The organism is Bradyrhizobium sp. USDA 4461 (assembly GCF_054055655.1).
Map to the genome: position 1 here is coordinate 6,700,540 of NZ_JBSRXM010000001.1, position 16,980 is coordinate 6,717,519.

Annotated in this window: 15 protein-coding genes; 7 read left to right on the forward strand and 8 right to left on the reverse strand. The window is 63.7% G+C overall.

Translation table 11 applies throughout. The features are described 5' to 3' along the window. Window positions 1–50 precede the first annotated feature (50 nt). From ACVINW_RS31585 to ACVINW_RS31605, 5 genes are all read left to right on the forward strand, one after another. A complete protein-coding gene (locus ACVINW_RS31585) occupies window positions 51–812 on the forward strand; it encodes a TetR/AcrR family transcriptional regulator (RefSeq protein ID WP_456754884.1) in 762 nt (253 codons plus the stop codon). 307 nt (window positions 813–1,119) lie between these two features. After that, window positions 1,120–1,737 (forward strand): PepSY domain-containing protein, encoded by a 618-nt coding sequence (locus tag ACVINW_RS31590; protein ID WP_456754885.1) that lies wholly within the window; start codon window positions 1,120–1,122, stop codon window positions 1,735–1,737. 232 nt (window positions 1,738–1,969) lie between these two features. Next, on the forward strand, window positions 1,970–3,007 hold the full coding sequence (locus ACVINW_RS31595; protein WP_456754886.1) for an aspartate-semialdehyde dehydrogenase: 1,038 nt from the start codon (window positions 1,970–1,972) through the stop codon (window positions 3,005–3,007). A gap of 454 nt (window positions 3,008–3,461) precedes the next feature. After that, a complete protein-coding gene (locus ACVINW_RS31600) occupies window positions 3,462–4,766 on the forward strand; it encodes a calcium-binding protein (protein WP_456754887.1) in 1,305 nt (434 codons plus the stop codon). 416 nt (window positions 4,767–5,182) lie between these two features. Further along, window positions 5,183–6,526, forward strand: coding sequence for a calcium-binding protein (locus tag ACVINW_RS31605; RefSeq protein ID WP_456754888.1), 1,344 nt, complete (start codon window positions 5,183–5,185; stop codon window positions 6,524–6,526). 83 nt (window positions 6,527–6,609) lie between these two features. On the opposite strand, the gene queA is transcribed toward ACVINW_RS31605, so the two are convergent. The 5 genes from queA to coaD form a co-directional block, all read right to left on the reverse strand. Next, window positions 6,610–7,692: a tRNA preQ1(34) S-adenosylmethionine ribosyltransferase-isomerase QueA gene (gene queA / locus ACVINW_RS31610; protein ID WP_456754889.1), complete on the reverse strand. Its 1,083-nt coding sequence runs from the start codon at window positions 7,690–7,692 to the stop codon at window positions 6,610–6,612. Window positions 7,693–7,827: 135 nt separating this feature from the next. Continuing rightward, a complete protein-coding gene (locus tag ACVINW_RS31615) occupies window positions 7,828–8,289 on the reverse strand; it encodes a peptidylprolyl isomerase (RefSeq protein ID WP_456754890.1) in 462 nt (153 codons plus the stop codon). Then, on the reverse strand, window positions 8,265–8,702 hold the full coding sequence (locus ACVINW_RS31620) for a hypothetical protein (RefSeq protein ID WP_456754891.1): 438 nt from the start codon (window positions 8,700–8,702) through the stop codon (window positions 8,265–8,267). Before ACVINW_RS31620 ends, ACVINW_RS31615 begins: the two co-directional genes overlap by 25 nt. Before the next feature lie 5 nt (window positions 8,703–8,707). Then, window positions 8,708–9,271, reverse strand: coding sequence for a peptidylprolyl isomerase (locus ACVINW_RS31625; protein ID WP_212013932.1), 564 nt, complete (start codon window positions 9,269–9,271; stop codon window positions 8,708–8,710). A gap of 50 nt (window positions 9,272–9,321) precedes the next feature. Then, window positions 9,322–9,819: a pantetheine-phosphate adenylyltransferase gene (coaD, locus tag ACVINW_RS31630; protein ID WP_456754892.1), complete on the reverse strand. Its 498-nt coding sequence runs from the start codon at window positions 9,817–9,819 to the stop codon at window positions 9,322–9,324. A 267-nt stretch (window positions 9,820–10,086) separates the two neighbouring features. Here coaD and ACVINW_RS31635 point away from each other — a divergent pair, with 267 nt between their 5' ends. Both ACVINW_RS31635 and ACVINW_RS31640 read left to right on the forward strand, forming a co-directional pair. Further along, window positions 10,087–10,344: a hypothetical protein gene (locus tag ACVINW_RS31635; protein ID WP_050630591.1), complete on the forward strand. Its 258-nt coding sequence runs from the start codon at window positions 10,087–10,089 to the stop codon at window positions 10,342–10,344. A 250-nt stretch (window positions 10,345–10,594) separates the two neighbouring features. After that, entirely contained in the window at window positions 10,595–12,493 is a 1,899-nt protein-coding gene (locus ACVINW_RS31640; protein WP_456756544.1) for a potassium transporter Kup, read from the forward strand. Between the two features lie 118 nt (window positions 12,494–12,611). On the opposite strand, the gene gyrA is transcribed toward ACVINW_RS31640, so the two are convergent. The 3 genes from gyrA to ACVINW_RS31655 all read right to left on the reverse strand — a co-directional run bounded on the left by gyrA (window position 12,612) and on the right by ACVINW_RS31655 (window position 16,698). After that, window positions 12,612–15,338 carry a DNA gyrase subunit A gene (gene gyrA, locus ACVINW_RS31645; RefSeq protein WP_456754893.1) on the reverse strand — a complete coding sequence of 909 codons (2,727 nt, stop codon included), beginning with the start codon at window positions 15,336–15,338 and terminating at the stop codon, window positions 12,612–12,614. Window positions 15,339–15,532: 194 nt separating this feature from the next. Then, window positions 15,533–15,961 (reverse strand): DUF2306 domain-containing protein, encoded by a 429-nt coding sequence (locus ACVINW_RS31650; protein ID WP_456754894.1) that lies wholly within the window; start codon window positions 15,959–15,961, stop codon window positions 15,533–15,535. Between the two features lie 248 nt (window positions 15,962–16,209). Then, window positions 16,210–16,698: a single-stranded DNA-binding protein gene (locus tag ACVINW_RS31655; protein WP_456754895.1), complete on the reverse strand. Its 489-nt coding sequence runs from the start codon at window positions 16,696–16,698 to the stop codon at window positions 16,210–16,212. Window positions 16,699–16,980: the final 282 nt, after the last annotated feature.

A 16,980-nucleotide genomic window follows, 5' to 3' on the forward strand; every position in this document is an offset into this window, starting at 1 on the left:
GGGTTATAGACCGGAGGGACCCGTCCGACGCACAACGAGATGAATGGGCAATGGGATTGACGGCAACCAAGGCCAAGGTGGCCAACAAGGCGACCAAACGCGGCGTGATCAAGTCACGCGGCGGCCGGCCGACCCGGGACGCTGCGATCGAGCGCGACCAACGGCTGATCGAGGTCGCCACGCGCCTGTTCCTCGAGCGCGGCTTCGAGGCGACATCGATCGACGCGGTGGCCGAGGCCGCCCGCGTCAGCAAGCCCACGGTCTATGGGCAGTATGGCGACAAGCGCGGTCTGTTCGCCGCGGTGCTCCGGCGCGAGATCGCCCGTTGGCTTGCACCGCTCGCCGCCGCCGCCGCCGAGATGCACGGCGACGGCAACTGTGACGGCCAGGTCGAGGAGCGGCTGATCGATCTCGGCCGCCAATTGCTGGTGCTGAATTGCAGCGCCGATTCGATCGCCTTCAGCCGGATCCTGACCGCGCAGGCGATCAATTTCCCTGAGGTCGCCAAGCTCGCGGTCGACGAGGGCTGGTCGAAAGCCGTGTCCACGACGGCGGATTTCTTCGACCATCTGGTCGACAAGGGCGCCCTCGACCTCGAAGATACCACGATTGCGGCCGAGACCTTCCTCAACATGGTGGTCGGCCACACCCATCGGATGGCGACATTCGGGATTCCGATCGACATGAAAGCCGCCGAGACGCGGATGGAAGTGTCGATCCGGCTGTTCCTCGCCGGCGCCGTCGGGCCAAGGGACCGGCTGCACGAGGCGGCCAAGGAGGCCGCGAAGGTGCGCCGCCGGCCGTCCCGCTGACAGTTTAATAGGATCGTTTCCGCGTCTTACACGTTGCCGTGATGAGCCTTGAATAAACGGAACGAAACCGTATTGTTTAGTTGCAAAGAGACGCCGAACCCGGATCAGCCCCCAATGGGTTTTGCGCCGCCTTGTAAACTTCGATCGTCTAGGACGGAGCTGCCGCCATCGCTTCGTCTGAACGTTCGGCGGCCGGCCTTTGACTAACAAGGGCCGGCCGCATTTTCCCGGCCCAAGAGGCCGATCCGAAGCGCGGGCAACGCGCGAGCATGAGTTCGATACAGGTTTGACGATGAGAACAGGACGATTGCGCGGACTGCTGCCTTGGACATTTGGGCCTTGGCTATTCGGAACGCGGCTCTTTGCCACCGCGCTGCTGGCCCTGCCCTTCGCCTCGCCGGCGCATGCGATCACGAACTCGGCGGCCGCAGCCCTCACCCCGCAGGACAGCGACAGCGCGCTCGACGTGCACGCGGTTCGCCGCGAGCTCGACAGCTTCCAGGCGGCCCAGATCTCGCTGCGCAGGGCGATGGCGATCGCGGAGGCGTTGCATTCCGGCGCGATCACCGCTGACGTCAGCTTCGATGGGGCGACCGAGCCCGCGGTCTACCGGGTCAAGACCATGCAGCGGGATCGCATCTGGCAGCACGCCATCAACGCCTCGACCGGCGAAGTCATCGGTGGCGAGGCTCCTTCGTCGCTGGCATCCCTCGATGCCGACGACCGCGACAACCTCACGGTGCTCAGGGCGCTCCGGCATCGCCTGGCGGACGCGGTGCGCGTCGCCGAGCACACGACCTCGGGCAAGGCGATCTCGGGTGGCCTGATGCGCGAGCGCGGCAAGCTCAATTTCGTCATCGTCGTGCTCGCCGGCAACGATCTGAAAGAGGTCATCCTCGAGCCGCCCGGCGCGCGCCGGCGCTGAGCATACCCAGTAATCCTTCGCCAGATTTTCGCCCAAAAGCCGTTGACGGACGCCGATCTGTCCCGCATAAGTCCGCACCATGATCACCGCGACCAAACGCACCAGCAAAACCACCAAGCCCTCCGGGGCCTCGGGAGGCGTGCGCGCGTAGTCGGTCGAACCGCATCATCTCTGCCCGAAGCCCCGCCTGATGAAGGTCCGGGGCTTTTTTGTTGCCTGAATTTCAACCCGAATGGAGGACAAAGTGAGTAACGATCCCGTCGTCGCGATTGTCGGCGTCACCGGCGCAGTCGGCGCCGAATTCATCGCCACCATGGACAAGCGCGGCTTCCGCGTCGGCAAGCTGAAGGCGCTGGCGAGCGCTCGCTCGGCCGGCAAGACCGTCACCTTCCGCGGCAAGCCGGTGGTGATCGAGGAGCTGACCGAGCGCGCCTTCGAGGGCGTCGACATCGCGCTGTTCTCGGCCGGCAGCGGCATCTCCAGGAAGTTCGCGCCGCTTGCGGTGAAGTCCGGCGCCGTCGTGGTCGACAACTCCTCCGCCTTCCGGATGGATCCGAATGTGCCGCTGGTGATCCCGGAGATCAACGCGCGACGGATCCGCGATCACAAGGGCATCATCGCCAACCCGAACTGCGCCGCCATCACCGCGCTGGTGCCGCTATGGCCGATCCACCAGAAGAACCGCATCAAGCGCGTCATCATCTCGACCTATCAGGCCGCGAGCGGTGCCGGCGCCGCCGCGATGGACGAACTCGTCGAATCGACCCGGGCCAATCTCAACGGACAGGTCTACACCCCGAAGGTGATGCCGCACCCCTACGCCTTCAACCTGTTCAACCACAATACGGCGGTCGATCCGGAGACCGGCTACAACGACGAAGAGACCAAGGTCATCAAGGAGACCCGCAAGATCTTCGAGGACGAGAAGATCGCGATCGGCGTCACCTGCGTGCGGGTGCCGGTGCTGCGCGCGCATTGCGAGGCGATCACCTTCGAATGCGAGAAGCCGATCACCGAGGACCAGGTGCGCGCGATCATGGCGCAGGCGCCGGGCGTCAAGATCGTCGACGATCGCGCCAAGAACTACTTTCCGATGCCGATCGACGCCTCCGGCCAGGACGACGTGCTGGTCGGCCGCATCCGCAAGGATCTCAGCGACCCCAGCGGCCACTCGATCTCGATGTTCGTCGCCGCCGATCAGCTGCTCAAGGGCGCCGCGCTGAACGCGGTGCAGATCGCGGAGCTGCTGCCCGAGCGCGCGATGGCATGAGGGAAGCTGGAATGTGCTGAGGTCCCGCACGCCCAATGCGGCGCGCGACGACATGAAGCAGTCAGGCGATGCCTCGCTCATCAGGCTCGGCGAGCTGGACGGCGCCTGCTCCACCAGACCTACATCGTCGACGTCGGCCGGGTTTGATCCCGGCCGACGCAGGTCGCCCCGTCCTTCGAAACAGCAGGCAGGGATAGACGAGCGTCATACCAACTTCAATTGACTCCGGCCGGCAAGCTTGCTCGAATGGGCCTCGTACGATCGGCCGGTGTAACCTGCTTCACACCGGCGGCGTGCGGGCTCTGCTAAATTTTTCGCCGGTAAGTTGCCTGCCTGATGCTGGCTTTGACCTGCACGACGTTCGGTCGGCCAGCCCAACTGAACTGTCGTTAATTGGACCGGATATTTTAGGAAGCCTCATTCGCGGACAAGGCATTGTTTCGGAGGTTTCAAGATGACGACATTTACGGCCAATACCGAAGCCGTCAGTTTCGCGACCCTTTTTTCCGTCTTCAGCGAGAACAATCTGGCTCATCTGGCAACCGCGTTTTCGAACGAAACCGCGTCCGGATTCACCTACACGAACGACAATGGTTTCACGACCACTGTGACCGGAACCAATTTCACTTATACGACTGTCCTGTTCGTCCAGGTTCCTGCATCAGGGACAGTTACCGGGATTTCAGTGCTGCACAATGGGTCCCCCTATTTCACGGTGACCAATACGTCGGTCGCAGTCGACTTCAGCTCATGGTACGCGGGAGGAACGGTCCAGATTCCTGTCACCGCGCTCATGAATGCCTTCTTTGCAGGCAATGACCAGATCACTGGTTCTACAGCGAGTGACTCGCTCTCGGGCGGGGACGGCAATGATACCATGTACGGCGGGGGTGGAAACGACTCCGTCGACGGTGGGCCCGGCAACAATCTTCTTTACGGCGGCGATGGCAACGACTTGGTCACCGGCGGATCAGGCAACGACGTGCTTGTCCTCGGAAACGGTAATGACACCGGTTACGCCGGAAATGGCAATAATTACATCTACGCCGGCAGCGGCGATGATCTGCTGGTGGGCGGTACCGGACTCGACGTGCTGCTCGGGGAAGACGGCAATGACTCCATCTACGGCGGCGCCGGCTTCAACTATCTCTTTGGTGGATCGGGCAACGACGTTCTGATCGGCTCAGGAGGCACCTCTGCCAGCGACGTCAACGTGATGTTTGGTGGCGACGGCGCGGATTATCTCTACGGCGGACAAGGCACCAATTACTTCTACGGCGGCGCCGGCGTCGATACCATGTATGGCGGATCGGGCCTGAATATCTTCGTCTCCTCGGGCGAGACCGACGGCAACGTCATCTACGGCGGCTCTGGCCAAAACTACGTTTATGGCTCCGATGGCGGAGATACGGTCACGGGCGGCAGCGGCGTTGATGTGTTCCTGATGGGCTCCGGCGCTGACGTTATCAACGGCGGCGGCGGCGTCGACTACGCTTGGGGCGGCGGTGGCTCGGACACTTTCGCGATCACCGATGCGGCTCCCGAGGTCATGGTGATCGAGGACTTCAATGCGGGTGGCGTCAACGACGTGCTGAATTTCTCCGGCACGTCGCTGCACTCATTCGCCGACGTCCAGGCCGCCTCGTTCTACTCGCCGGGCATCAACACGACGATCGTCACCGACGCGGCCGGCAACGCTGCCTGGTTGATCGGCGTGGCTCCGTCGCAACTCGATGCGAGCCTGTTCACGTTTACCTAGGCCGTGAACTCATCGGAAGACGTCGAGCAAGCGCAAGCGGCTCTTGAAGAGTGTTGGCGTGTCGTCGGATGCCGCCAACACGACTGCGTTTGATCTAGCGATCTGACCCGGGGTGATCCAATGCCTCGAGCCTTTCCGTTCCGATTAAATCGGAACGGAGCTCTGGATTCCGGTCTTGATGCATTTTCCAGGCCGAACCGGTACTCACCTCGCTCAAATGCCCCGCGGGCGAACCACGTATAGCTCGCGCACGCACTGCCTTCGCAGACCCAACCCGTTTAAACAGTGTGAGAGCAAGCGGACCAATTTTCGTGCGCTGGTTGAGAATTGCACGCTCGACATTAAAATGCAATTAGAGGGCGAAGGGACACGGCTTATGCCTTTTTCCAAATGAGCATTGCATCGGGGCTCTCAGCATGACGACATTTACCGCCGCCAACCAAGCCATCAACTTTGCGACCCTGTTCTCCGTCTTCGTACCCGCGAACCAGAACGACTATATTGCGGGTTTTTCGAGCCGAACTGGTGCAGGATTCGTTTGGGCGAACGTGGGTACTCAATACGCAGCTTTTGTGTCCGGAAGCGGCTTCACCTACACGGATGTTAACAATGATGGCATCTACTTTGCTGCAGCATCTGGCACTGTCACATCGATGCAGACATCGCACAACGGTGCGGTAGATTTTAATATATCGAATACATCAGTCGCGGTCGACTTCAGCTCTTGGTACACTATCAGCCCGACGCAAGCGGAGCCATACGCGACGACCGTTCATATTCCAAACGACGCGCTGCTAACTCTGTTTTTCTCGGGCGATGACAACATTTCCGGTTCTACCCTGGGCGACACTCTCTCGGGCGGAGCCGGCAACGACACCATGGACGGCGGCGGCGGCGACGACATCGTCGACGGCGGCACGGGAAACAACCTGCTCTACGGCGGCGATGGCAACGATCTGGTCAGCGGCGGCGTGGGTAACGACGTGCTCGTGCTGGGCAACGGCAACGACACCGGCTACAGCGGCAATGGCAACAACTACATCTACGCCGGCGCGGGCAACGATCTGCTGGTCGGCGGAGCCGGCCTCGATGTCCTGCTCGGCGAAGACGGCAACGATTCCATCTATGGCGGCGCCGGCTTCAACTATCTGTTTGGCGGAGCGGGCAACGACATTCTAGTCGGCTCGGGAGGCACTGGCGCTAGCGACGTCAACGTCATGTTCGGCGGCGACGGCGCGGATTATCTCTACGGCGGACAAGGTACCAACTACTTCTATGGCGGGGCCGGCGTCGATACCATGTATGGCGGATCGGGCCTGAACATCTTCATCTCCTCGGGCGAGACCGAAGGCAACGTGATCTACGGCGGATCGGGCCAGAACTATGTCTACGGCTCCAACGCCGGAGATACGGTCACCGGCGGAAGCGGTGTCGACGTATTTTTGATGGGCTTTGGCAACGACGTCATCAACGGTGGCGGCGGTGTCGACTATGTCTGGGGCAGCGGCGGCTCGGATACGTTCATGATCACCGATGCGGCACCCGAGACCATGGTGATCGAGGACTTCAATACGGGTGGCGTCAAAGACCTGCTGGATTTTGCCGGCACGTCGCTGCACTCATTCGCGGATGTCCAGGCCGCCTCGTTCTACTCGGCGGGCATCAACACGACCATCATCACCGACGCGGCCGGCAATGCGGCCTGGCTGATCGGCGTCGCTCCCGCGCAGCTCGATGCGAGCATGTTCAATTTTACCTGAGCCGCCGAAAAGACTGAGCCATCGGTCTGGCTCTTCCGCTCCAGGACACCACTGCAGTGATGGGCAGACGATGCCCATCTTGCTTATTGGTCTGATTTCCCGCGAAACAGCAGGCACGCGTCACCGTAGGAATAGAACCGGTAGCCATCCCTGATCGCATGCGCGTAGGCGCTCTGCATGGTATCGAGGCCGGAGAAGGCCGAGACCAGCATGAACAGCGTCGAGCGCGGCAGATGGAAGTTCGTCATCAGGATATCGACCGCGCGGAAACGATAGCCAGGCGTGATGAAGATCGAGGTTTCCGCCGCGAACGGCTGCACGATGCCGTCAGGCGTCGTGGCGCTTTCAAGCAGCCGCAGCGACGTGGTGCCGATCGCGACGATCCGGCCGCCTTTTGCGCGCGCGGCATTCAAGGCGGAAGCGGTCTCCGCGGTGATGCAGCCCCACTCGGCGTGCATCTTGTGCTCGGAGGTCTCCTCGGCCTTGACCGGCAGAAACGTCCCTGCCCCGACATGCAGCGTCAGCCGATGCAGTTCGACGCCGCGGCTGCGCAGTGCTGCCTCGAGCGCCGGCGTGAAATGCAGCCCGGCCGTCGGCGCGGCGACCGCGCCTTCGTTCGAAGCGAACATGGTCTGGTAGTCGCTGACGTCCTGGTCGTCAGGCGTCCGCTTGGAGGCGATGTAGGGCGGCAGCGGCGTGATCCCGACTTCTGCGATCGCCTGGTCGAGCACCGGACCGTGGAACGAGAATGACAGCGTCACCTCGCCCTCCTGCCCCTTGGCCTCGACCTCTGCATCGAGATTGCCGAGCAGGCAGACCTTGCCCTCGTTGCCGAAGCGGATGCTGTCGCCGGGGCTGAGCTTCTTCGCCGGCTTGACCAGCGCCTGCCAGCGCGAGCCGTCGAGCCGCTTGATCAGGGTCGCCTCGATCTTCGGCTCGGTCTCACGGCCGATGCGGCGGCCCTTGAGCTGGGCTGCGATAACCTTGGTATCGTTGACGACGATCTGATCGCCCGGCTCCAGCCAATGCGGCAGGTCGGCAATGGTGGCGTCGCGCAGCGCGCCGTCCGGATGCACGACCAGCATCCGCGCGGAATCGCGCGGGCTGGCGGGCCGAAGCGCGATGCTTTCGGGCGGCAGTTCGAAGTCGAAAAGATCGGTGCGCATAGATGCCCAGCCACGTCGTTCCGGGGCGATGCGCGAGCATCGAACCCCAATGCGCAATTGCGCATTGTGGAACCTCGAGATTGTGGCGCGAGATTCCGGGTTCATGCTTCGCATGCCCCGGAATGACGGTGCCAGTTACGCGTCGGCAGCCATGCGCGCCTTGACGATCTTGTCCGGGTTCTGCACCGGCTCGCCGCGCTTGATCTTGTCGACATTCTCCATGCCCTCGGTGACCTTGCCCCAGACCGTGTACTGGCCGTTGAGGAAGGAGGCATCGTCGAAGCAGATGAAGAACTGGCTGTCGCCGGAATCCGGGTTGGCGGCGCGCGCCATCGAGGCGGTGCCGCGGACATGCGGCTCCTTGTTGAACTCGGCCTTCAGCTTCTTGCCGCTTCCGCCCATGCCGGTGCCCTGAGGGCAGCCGGTCTGCGCCATGAAGCCGTCGATCACCCGGTGGAACACGATGCCGTCGTAGAAGCCTTCGCGCACCAGCTCCTTGATCCGCGCGACATGGCCGGGCGCGAGATCCGGGCGCATCTCGATCGTGACCGGGCCCTGGGTAGTTTCGAGGATCAGAGTATTTTCGGTAGCAGCCATGCTCGCTTCTCCTGGCTTCGGGGTGGATATTTCTTGTTCCTGAACGGGATCGCGAATGGGCGGCCAGCCACTGCGCCGCCCAGGCTCTCGGTAAATGGCATCGGCGTGCAGCGTTGCAACGTCTCCATCACCGCGACCCGGTATGCGATCCGGTCATTGTCGGTCGCCTCCTGCGATTCATAGCTGATCCTCGGATGCCCGAGGATCGCGCCCTCGCGGTTGAAGCTGACGATGACGGTGATGTCGATCGGGCCGGCCTTGTCCGCCGGCGGCGGCCGCCAGCAGCGATGGATGGCAAGGACGACATCCCTGATCGTATTGAGTTGCTCCGGTTCGGCCCGCACTGGCGTCGCCAGCGCAAGGCAGATCAGCGGCGCGGCGAACCAGGCAAGCGGTTTGCTGGGCCCCGCCATCCGGATCATTTGATGTCGGATGCGACCTGCACCTTCACCATCTTGTCGGGATCGGTGACGGCGCCGCCGGGCGAGCCGGCCGATGCCTTCTTCAGCTTGTCGACCACGTCCATGCCCGACACCACCTCGCCGATCACGGTGTACTGGCCGTTGAGGCTCGGCCCGTCGGCGAACATGATGAAGAACTGCGAATTTGCGCTGTCGACGCTGTCGCCGCGCCGAGCCATGCCGACGATGCCGCGCTTGAACGGCACCTGCGAGAACTCCTGCTTCAGGTTCGGATATTTCGAGCCGCCGGTGCCGTTGAAGTTCTGGCCGTCACCGGTCTGCGCCATGAAGCCGTCCATCACGCGATGGAACGGCACGTTGTTGTAGAAGCCCTCGCGCGCCAGCTGCTTGATGCGCTCGGCATGCTGGGGCGCGATGTCGGTGCGCAGCTTGATGACGATGCGGCCCTTGGTCGAGTCGATCACGATCGCATTGGCCTTGTCGAGGCCGGCGGGCAGCGGCTGCGCGACCGCGGGCACGACGCAAAGCAGCGCGGCAACAAATGCAAGAATGCGGATCATGGAAACTCCGGATCTCTTTAGCGTTCGGGATGTGGCAGGCCCCGCCGGTCTCAACTGGCGAACTTGGCCTTCAGGCTAGCGGCGACTGATGACGGCACGAATGCAGAGAAGTCGCCGCCCATCTGGGCGATTTGGCGCACCAGTGTGGCCGTGATCGGGCGGACCGCGACGGATGCCGGAACGAATACGGTATGCACCTCGGGCGCCATCGCCTCGTTCATGCCGGCGAGCTGCATCTCGTAGTCGAGATCGGTGCCGTCGCGCAGGCCGCGAATCATGATGGTCGCGCCGAGCTTGCGTGCCGCGGTCACCGTCAGATTGTCATAGGTGGTGCAATCGAAGGCGCAGCCGGCCTGCTGGGCGATCGGGCCGCACACCTCGCGCAGCATCTCCAGCCGCTCCTCGGTCGAGAACAGCGGCTTTTTGCCGGCGTGGATGGCAACGGCGACCACCAGGCGGTCGCACAGGCTTACGGCCTGCCGGACCACGTCCAGATGGCCGTTGGTGACGGGATCGAAGGAGCCTGGATAGAGCGCGATACGGGACATGGTCCCTCCTAACCCGCCCGGCCCTCCCCGGCAAGCCGCCCCGGTTCCCTCGGCCGCGCGAAATAAATTCCGCCTCGTCCAGTGAACGAGTTCTGGGATGCCAGCGTCTACGAGGGTGAATGTTTCGTCGGCCACTGGCGGATGAAACAAAACCGGCCGGCGACGAAACCATTTCCCGGGGTGGCGAAGACACCAGGAAACTTGCGGCCGGTAGACATTGGACAACGAAACGACGGGCCCCGGGGGCCCGATCACATGGGGACCGTCATGATCAAGGCACTTTCCGCTATCGCCGTTGCCGCGTTCATTGCCGCCGCGCTCACCGTGCTGCCGGGCTTTGCGCCGCAGGTCGAAGCCTCCACCCCGCAGCCGCTGGCCAAGGCTGACCGTCTCGACATTCATCCGGTCGGCAAGGATTGCTCGCAGCAGGCCTGGCCGAATTTCGAAGCCTCCTGCCTGCGCAGCGCCGGCAACAAGACGGTGGTCCGCGAAGCCCGCCTCGTCACCGCCGACCGCACCCCGTAGAATAAATTTACCGGCGAGGTCGACACCGGTTCGCGTGAAGGAAATGCGACGAGGTCGTACCTCGGAGAGTTGCCGCCCCGGCGCGATCGGAGCGGCACACCAGCCGTCAGCCTGACGTAAGGTCAAGGCCGTCACGCAGAACCCAATGGTAATTTGCGACGTCTCGTCGCAGACTATCGTTTAAGGCGCCCGGTTGGATGATCCGGCGGGCGCAAGCCATCGGGGGATCGCCGTGACCAGTACGCCCGCCATCGTCTCTTCCGGCCACCCTCCAACCAGTCCGATCCCGGTTGCGGTCACGCTCGGTGCGTTGGGTGTCGTCTATGGCGACATCGGCACCAGCCCCCTCTACGCCCTGAAGGAAGCTGCCAAGGCTGCCGCCCATGGCGGGCCGCTGACCTCGAGTGCGGTGCTCGGCGTGGTGTCGCTGATCCTGTGGGCGCTGATCCTGATCATCTCGGTGAAGTATGCGATGCTGATCCTGCGCGCGGACAACCGCGGCGAAGGCGGCATTGTCGCGCTGCTGGCGCTGCTCTCGGCCCGCAACGCGGCGCCCGGCACCTGGCGGGCCCATCTTTTGGTCGTCGGACTGATCGGCGCCGCCCTGCTCTATGGTGATGGCGCGATCACGCCGGCCATCTCCGTGCTGTCGGCGATCGAAGGCCTCAAGGTCGACGCGCCCTCGCTGGCGCCTGCGGTGGTGCCGCTCACCGTCGTCATCCTGATCGGCCTGTTCATCATGCAAAAGCAGGGCACGGGCTTCATCGGCAAGATCTTCGGCCCGGTGATGCTGTTCTGGTTCGCCGTGCTGGCGGCGCTCGGCATCCACGGCATCGTCAAGGCGCCCGGCGTGCTGGTCGCAGTCAGCCCGTACTATGCATTCGATTTCCTGATCCATCAGGATTTTCACGTCAGCTTCGCCATCCTCGGCGCCGCCTTCCTCGCAGTCACCGGCGGCGAGGCAATGTACGCCGACATGGGGCATTTCGGCCGCTTTCCGATCCGGCTCGCCTGGTTCGCGGTCTGCCTGCCCGCTTTGGTGCTCAACTATTTCGGCCAGGCCGGCGAGCTGATCAACGACCCGAACTCGATCGACAACCCGTTCTTCCAGCTCGCCCCCGACTGGGCGCACTATCCGCTGGTGCTGCTCGCGACGCTCGCCACCGTGATCGCCTCGCAGGCGATCATCTCCGGCGTGTTCTCGCTGACCCAGCAATCGATCCAGCTCGGCTTCCTGCCGCGCATGCATATCCGCCACACCACCAGCGATGCGATCGGACAGATCTACGTGCCGCTGGTGAACTGGCTGCTCGCGGCCGGCACGCTCGGCGCGGTGCTGGCATTCGGCACCTCAGACGCGCTCGCCGGCGCCTACGGCATCGCGGTGTCGCTGTTGATGGCGATCACCACGCTGCTCGCCGCCCTGGTCGCGATCCAGTGGGGCTATTCGCCGATCCTGGTGATCGCGGTGAACGGCTTCTTCTTCATCATCGACTTGATCTTCTTTGCGGCGAACACCGAGAAACTGTTCGAAGGCGGCTGGTTCCCGCTGCTGCTCGCCGGCGCGGTCGCGTTCCTGATGATGACCTGGCGCAGCGGCGTGAAGCTGGTCGAGAAGGCGCGCAGCAAGCTGCGTCAGCCGGAAGAGGATCTGATCGAGACCGCGGTCAACAAATGCAGCGCCCGCCTGCCCGGCACCGCCGTGTTCCTGGCTTCGGCCCCCAACGGGGTGCCGCTGGCGCTGACCCAGTTCGTCAAGCACAATCACGTGCTGCATCAGCGCGTGCTGCTGGTCACCGTGCAGATCGAGGAGCGGCCGCGGATTCCCGACGAGGACCGCGCCGACGTGATCGAGATCAGCCCGGGCATCACGCGCATCATCCTGCATTATGGCTTCATGCAGTATCCGACGATCTATGAGGGGCTGAAGACCGCCTGCCGGCAGGCCAAGCTGCCCGGCATCGATCTCTCCGACGTGACCTACTACATCGGCCGCGAGACTATCATCCCGCGCGAGGACATTCCGGGCATGTGGGTGTGGCGGGAATCGCTGTTCGCCTTCCTGCAACGCAACGCCGAGCGGTCGGCGGCGTTCTTCGGCGTACCCACCGGCCAGGTCGTGGAGTTCGGCACCGAGATCGAGATCTGATCTCATCGTCCGCGTAGCCCGGATGAAGCGCAGCGCAATCCGGGACCAGCGTGCTGCGTCGACAGACCCCCGGATTTCGCTTCGCTCCATCCGGGCTACGAGATCGGCCCCGGCGGCCTTAGCCGCCGTTGCCGTTCTCGCCGTTTTCCTCTTCCGGAATGTGCTCGACCGAGACCACGTGCTCGTCCTCGGCGGTGTCGAACACGATCACGCCCTGGGTCGAGCGGCCGGCGACGCGGATGTCGGCCACCGGGCAGCGGATCAGCTGTCCCTTGTCGGTGACCAGCATGATCTGGTCGGCATCCTCGACCGGGAACGACGCCACGAGGTTGCCGTTGCGGTTGTTGACGCTCATCGCGACGATGCCTTTGCCGCCGCGGCCGGTGGTGCGGTACTCGTAGGACGAGGTCCGCTTGCCGTAGCCGTTGACCGAGACGGTCAGCACCACCTGCTCGGCGGCCGACAGCTCGGCATAGCGCTCCTGCGACAGCTGGATCGCATTCGCGGTCTCCTCGCCCTCGGCCTCGACCGGCTCCTCGGTCGCGGCCTCGCCGGCCACCGCGCGGCGCATCTTCAAGTAGGCCGAGCGCTCGTCCGAGGTGGTCTCGACATGGCGCAGGATCGCCAGCGAGATCAGCCTGTCGGCCTCGGCCAGCGCAATGCCGCGGACGCCCATCGAGGTGCGGCCGGTGAAGACGCGCACATCGGTGACCGGGAAGCGGATGCACTGCCCGCCGGCGGCGGTCAGCAGCACGTCGTCATGCTCGGTGCAGATCTGCACGTCGACGATCGCCTCGCCCTCCCCGAGCTTCATGGCGATGATGCCGGAGCGGCGGACGTCGACGAAGTCGGACAGCTTGTTGCGGCGGACGGTGCCGCCTGTCGTCGCGAACATCACGTCGAGATTGCCCCAGGAGGATTCATCCTCCGGCAGCGGCATGATCGTGGTGATGCGCTCGCCCTGCTCCAGCGGCAGGATGTTGATCAGCGCCTTGCCGCGCGCGTTCGGAGCGGCCATCGGCAGCCGCCAGACCTTCTCCTTGTAGACCTGGCCGCGCGACGAGAAGAACAGCACCGGCGTGTGCGTGGAGGCCACGAACAGCCGCGAGACGAAATCCTCGTCGCGGGTCTGCATGCCGGCGCGGCCCTTGCCGCCGCGGCGTTGCGCCCGGTAGGTCGACAGCGGCACGCGCTTGACGTAGCCGGCATGCGACACGGTGACGACCATGTCCTCGCGCTGGATCAGGTCCTCGTCCTCGACCTCGCCTTCCTGCTCGATGATCTCGGTCTTGCGCGCCGTGGCGAACTGCTGCTTCACCTCGGCGAGTTCGGTCTTGACGATGTCCTGCACGCGGGCACGCGACCGGAGGATGTCGAGATAGTCGGCGATCTCGGCCGCGAGCTTGTCGAGCTCTTCGGAAATCTCGTCGCGCCCGAGCGCGGTCAAGCGTTGCAGCCGGAGGTCGAGGATCGCCCTCGCCTGCTCCATCGACAGCCGCAGCGTGCCGTCCTCGTTGATGCGATGGCGGGGATCGTCGATCAGCGTGATCATCGCCTCGACGTCGCGCGCCGGCCAGTCGCGCGACATCAGGGCCTCGCGCGCGGTGTTCGGATCGGGCGAGGTCCGGATGACGCGGATGATCTCGTCGATGTTTGCGACCGCGATCGCAAGGCCGACCAGGATGTGGGCGCGGTCGCGGGCCTTGCCGAGCAGGAACTTGGTCCGCCTTGTCACCACCTGCTCGCGGAACGCGACGAAGATGTTGAGCAGGTCCTTCAGATTCATGGTCTGCGGACGGCCGGAATCCAGCGCCAGCATGTTGGCGGGGAAATTGGTCTGCAGCGGCGTGAAACGGTAGAGCTGGTTGAGCACCACATCGGGCACCGCTTCGCGCTTCAGCTCGATCACGACGCGATAGCCGTCGCGGTCGGACTCGTCGCGCAGGTCGCCGATGCCCTCGATCTTCTTCTCTTTCACGAGGTCGGCAATGCGCTCGACCATCGTCGCCTTGTTCACCTGATAGGGAATTTCGGAGATGATGATCGCTTCGCGGTCCTTGCGGATGGTGTCGATCGTCACCTTGCCGCGCATCACGATCGAGCCGCGGCCGAGATGGTAGGCCGAGCGGATGCCCTGGCGGCCCAGGATGACGCCACCGGTCGGGAAATCAGGTCCGGGAATGATGTCGATCAACTCGTCGATCGTGAGCGCCGGATTGTCGATCAGCGCGACGCAGGCGTCGACCACCTCGCCGAGATTGTGCGGCGGGATGTTGGTCGCCATGCCGACGGCAATGCCGCCGGCGCCGTTGACCAGAAGGTTCGGAAAGCGGGCCGGCAGAACCGACGGCTCCTGCTCCGAATTGTCGTAGTTCGGCTGGAAATCGACGGTCTCCATGTCGATGTCGGCAAGGACGGCCAGTGCCGCGCGCGTCAGCCGCGCTTCGGTATATCGATAGGCGGCCGGCGGATCGCCGTCGATCGAACCGAAGTTGCCCTGGCCGTCGATCAGCGGCACGCGCAGGGAGAAATCCTGCGCCATGCGGACCATCGCGTCGTAAATCGACTGGTCGCCGTGCGGGTGATATTTACCGATCACGTCGCCGACCACGCGCGCGGACTTGACGTATTTCTTGTCCGGGGTGTGTCCCTGCTCATGCATCGAGTAGAGGATGCGCCGGTGCACCGGCTTGAGCCCGTCGCGCGCATCGGGCAGCGCACGCGACACGATCACGCTCATCGCGTAATCGAGGTAGGACTTCTTCATCTCGTCGAGAATGGAAACGGGACGAATATCTGAGGGCCCCGGCGGCTCGCCGGGCTTGTGGTCGTCGTTATCGGACAAAGGGGAAATCCGGTCGGTTCTACTGGGGAATCATATAGCGTATCGATGGCCCGAAAACCACCCTTGCCCGGCTCCCGCAGGCCGTTTTTCCGTTCGTTTTTTCATGGACTTACGGGTGGGTCGGCAGGACCACGGCCGCTTGGTCGAGAAGCGCGTGGCGAATGGCGAATAGCGAGTGGAAAACGCCCTCTTCGCTACTCCCCATTCGCTATTTGCCCATCCCATCGCTGGCCGAAAACCACCGCATGCATGATCCGCCCGGGCATGAACGTGAACAGCCCGGCAATGACCAGCGTGCCGAAGAAGATGCCAATCATCGTGTATTTGTGGCGGCGGACGTTGTGACGCCGCGCGGCCATGACGCCGAGCACCAGCATGAGCAGCGAGAAGATCGACAGCAGATGGATCGGGCTCCACGGCCCGAGCAGGCGGATCTGGTGGATCCAGAACGAGCTTCCGGCGACCACCAGCATCAGGATCACCCAGATCCAACCCAGCGTCCGGTGCGGCAGCGTGCCCTTCGGCGCGGCAAGCTGGATGGAGCCGAGCACGAAGGCGGCCATGGCGGCAAAGGCATGGAGCGGGATCGCAGGCGCGGCGTCGAGCAATGGCGCGAGGCTCATGATGGCGGCCCTCGAATTGATCCGCGGCAAAGCCTCGCTCACCGCTGGGTAATGTAAATATCATTCACATTGACCTGTGTCAAAGTCGCGGGAACCGGCTCTGAGCGCCGCCATCTGGGCGAGACGCTGCAAGCCGTTAGAAAGTTATCCTCATAATTCACATGAGGAAACTGTCGCGACACATCGAACCACCGTTCCGGCAAATGATCGTCACGGAACGGCGGCTGACGCGGTGTCCGAGCGCACGCTCAGAACGGGATGTCGTCGTCCATGTCGCTGTTGCGGCTGCCGCCGGCGGCGACCGCACGGCGCGGCGCCGAGCTGACCGGACCGGACGAGCCGAAATCGCTGCCGCCATCATCGGAGAAGCTGCTGCCGCCACCGCCGCGCCCGTCGAGCATGGTGAGGTTGGAGTTGAAGCCCTGCAGCACGACTTCAGTCGAGTACTTCTCGACGCCGCTCTGGTCGGTCCATTTGCGGGTCTGCAACTGACCCTCGATGTACACCTTGGCGCCCTTCTTCAGGTACTGCTCGGCGACCTTGCAGAGGCCCTCGTTGAAGATCACGACGCGGTGCCACTCGGTCTTTTCCTTGCGCTCGCCGGTGCCCTTGTCGCGCCAGGTCTCCGAGGTGGCGATGGACAGATTGGCGATCGGACGACCGTCCTGGGTCCGCCGGATCTCCGGATCCTTGCCGAGGTTTCCAACCAGGATCACCTTGTTCACGCTTCCTGCCATCGCATCATCTCCACTCAAAAACCGGGCGTCCGGACATCGGCCGCCACTCTCAACCTTCGCCACTTACATTGCAGGCGTCGTGGATGACCCTATACGCCGGCGGCGGCTTGGCGCCCTCCGCCGTCGCACGGTTATCCACGATAATCAGATATAGCATCCCGGCCGGGAATGTTCCAGTTTTGTTCGCCACAACCAGCCGTAGAGGCCGTCCGTGGCGATGATATGGCAGCCGGCTTCGCTCCCAGCCGCCCGCCGGCGACGCGACGTCAGAAAAACAATAAA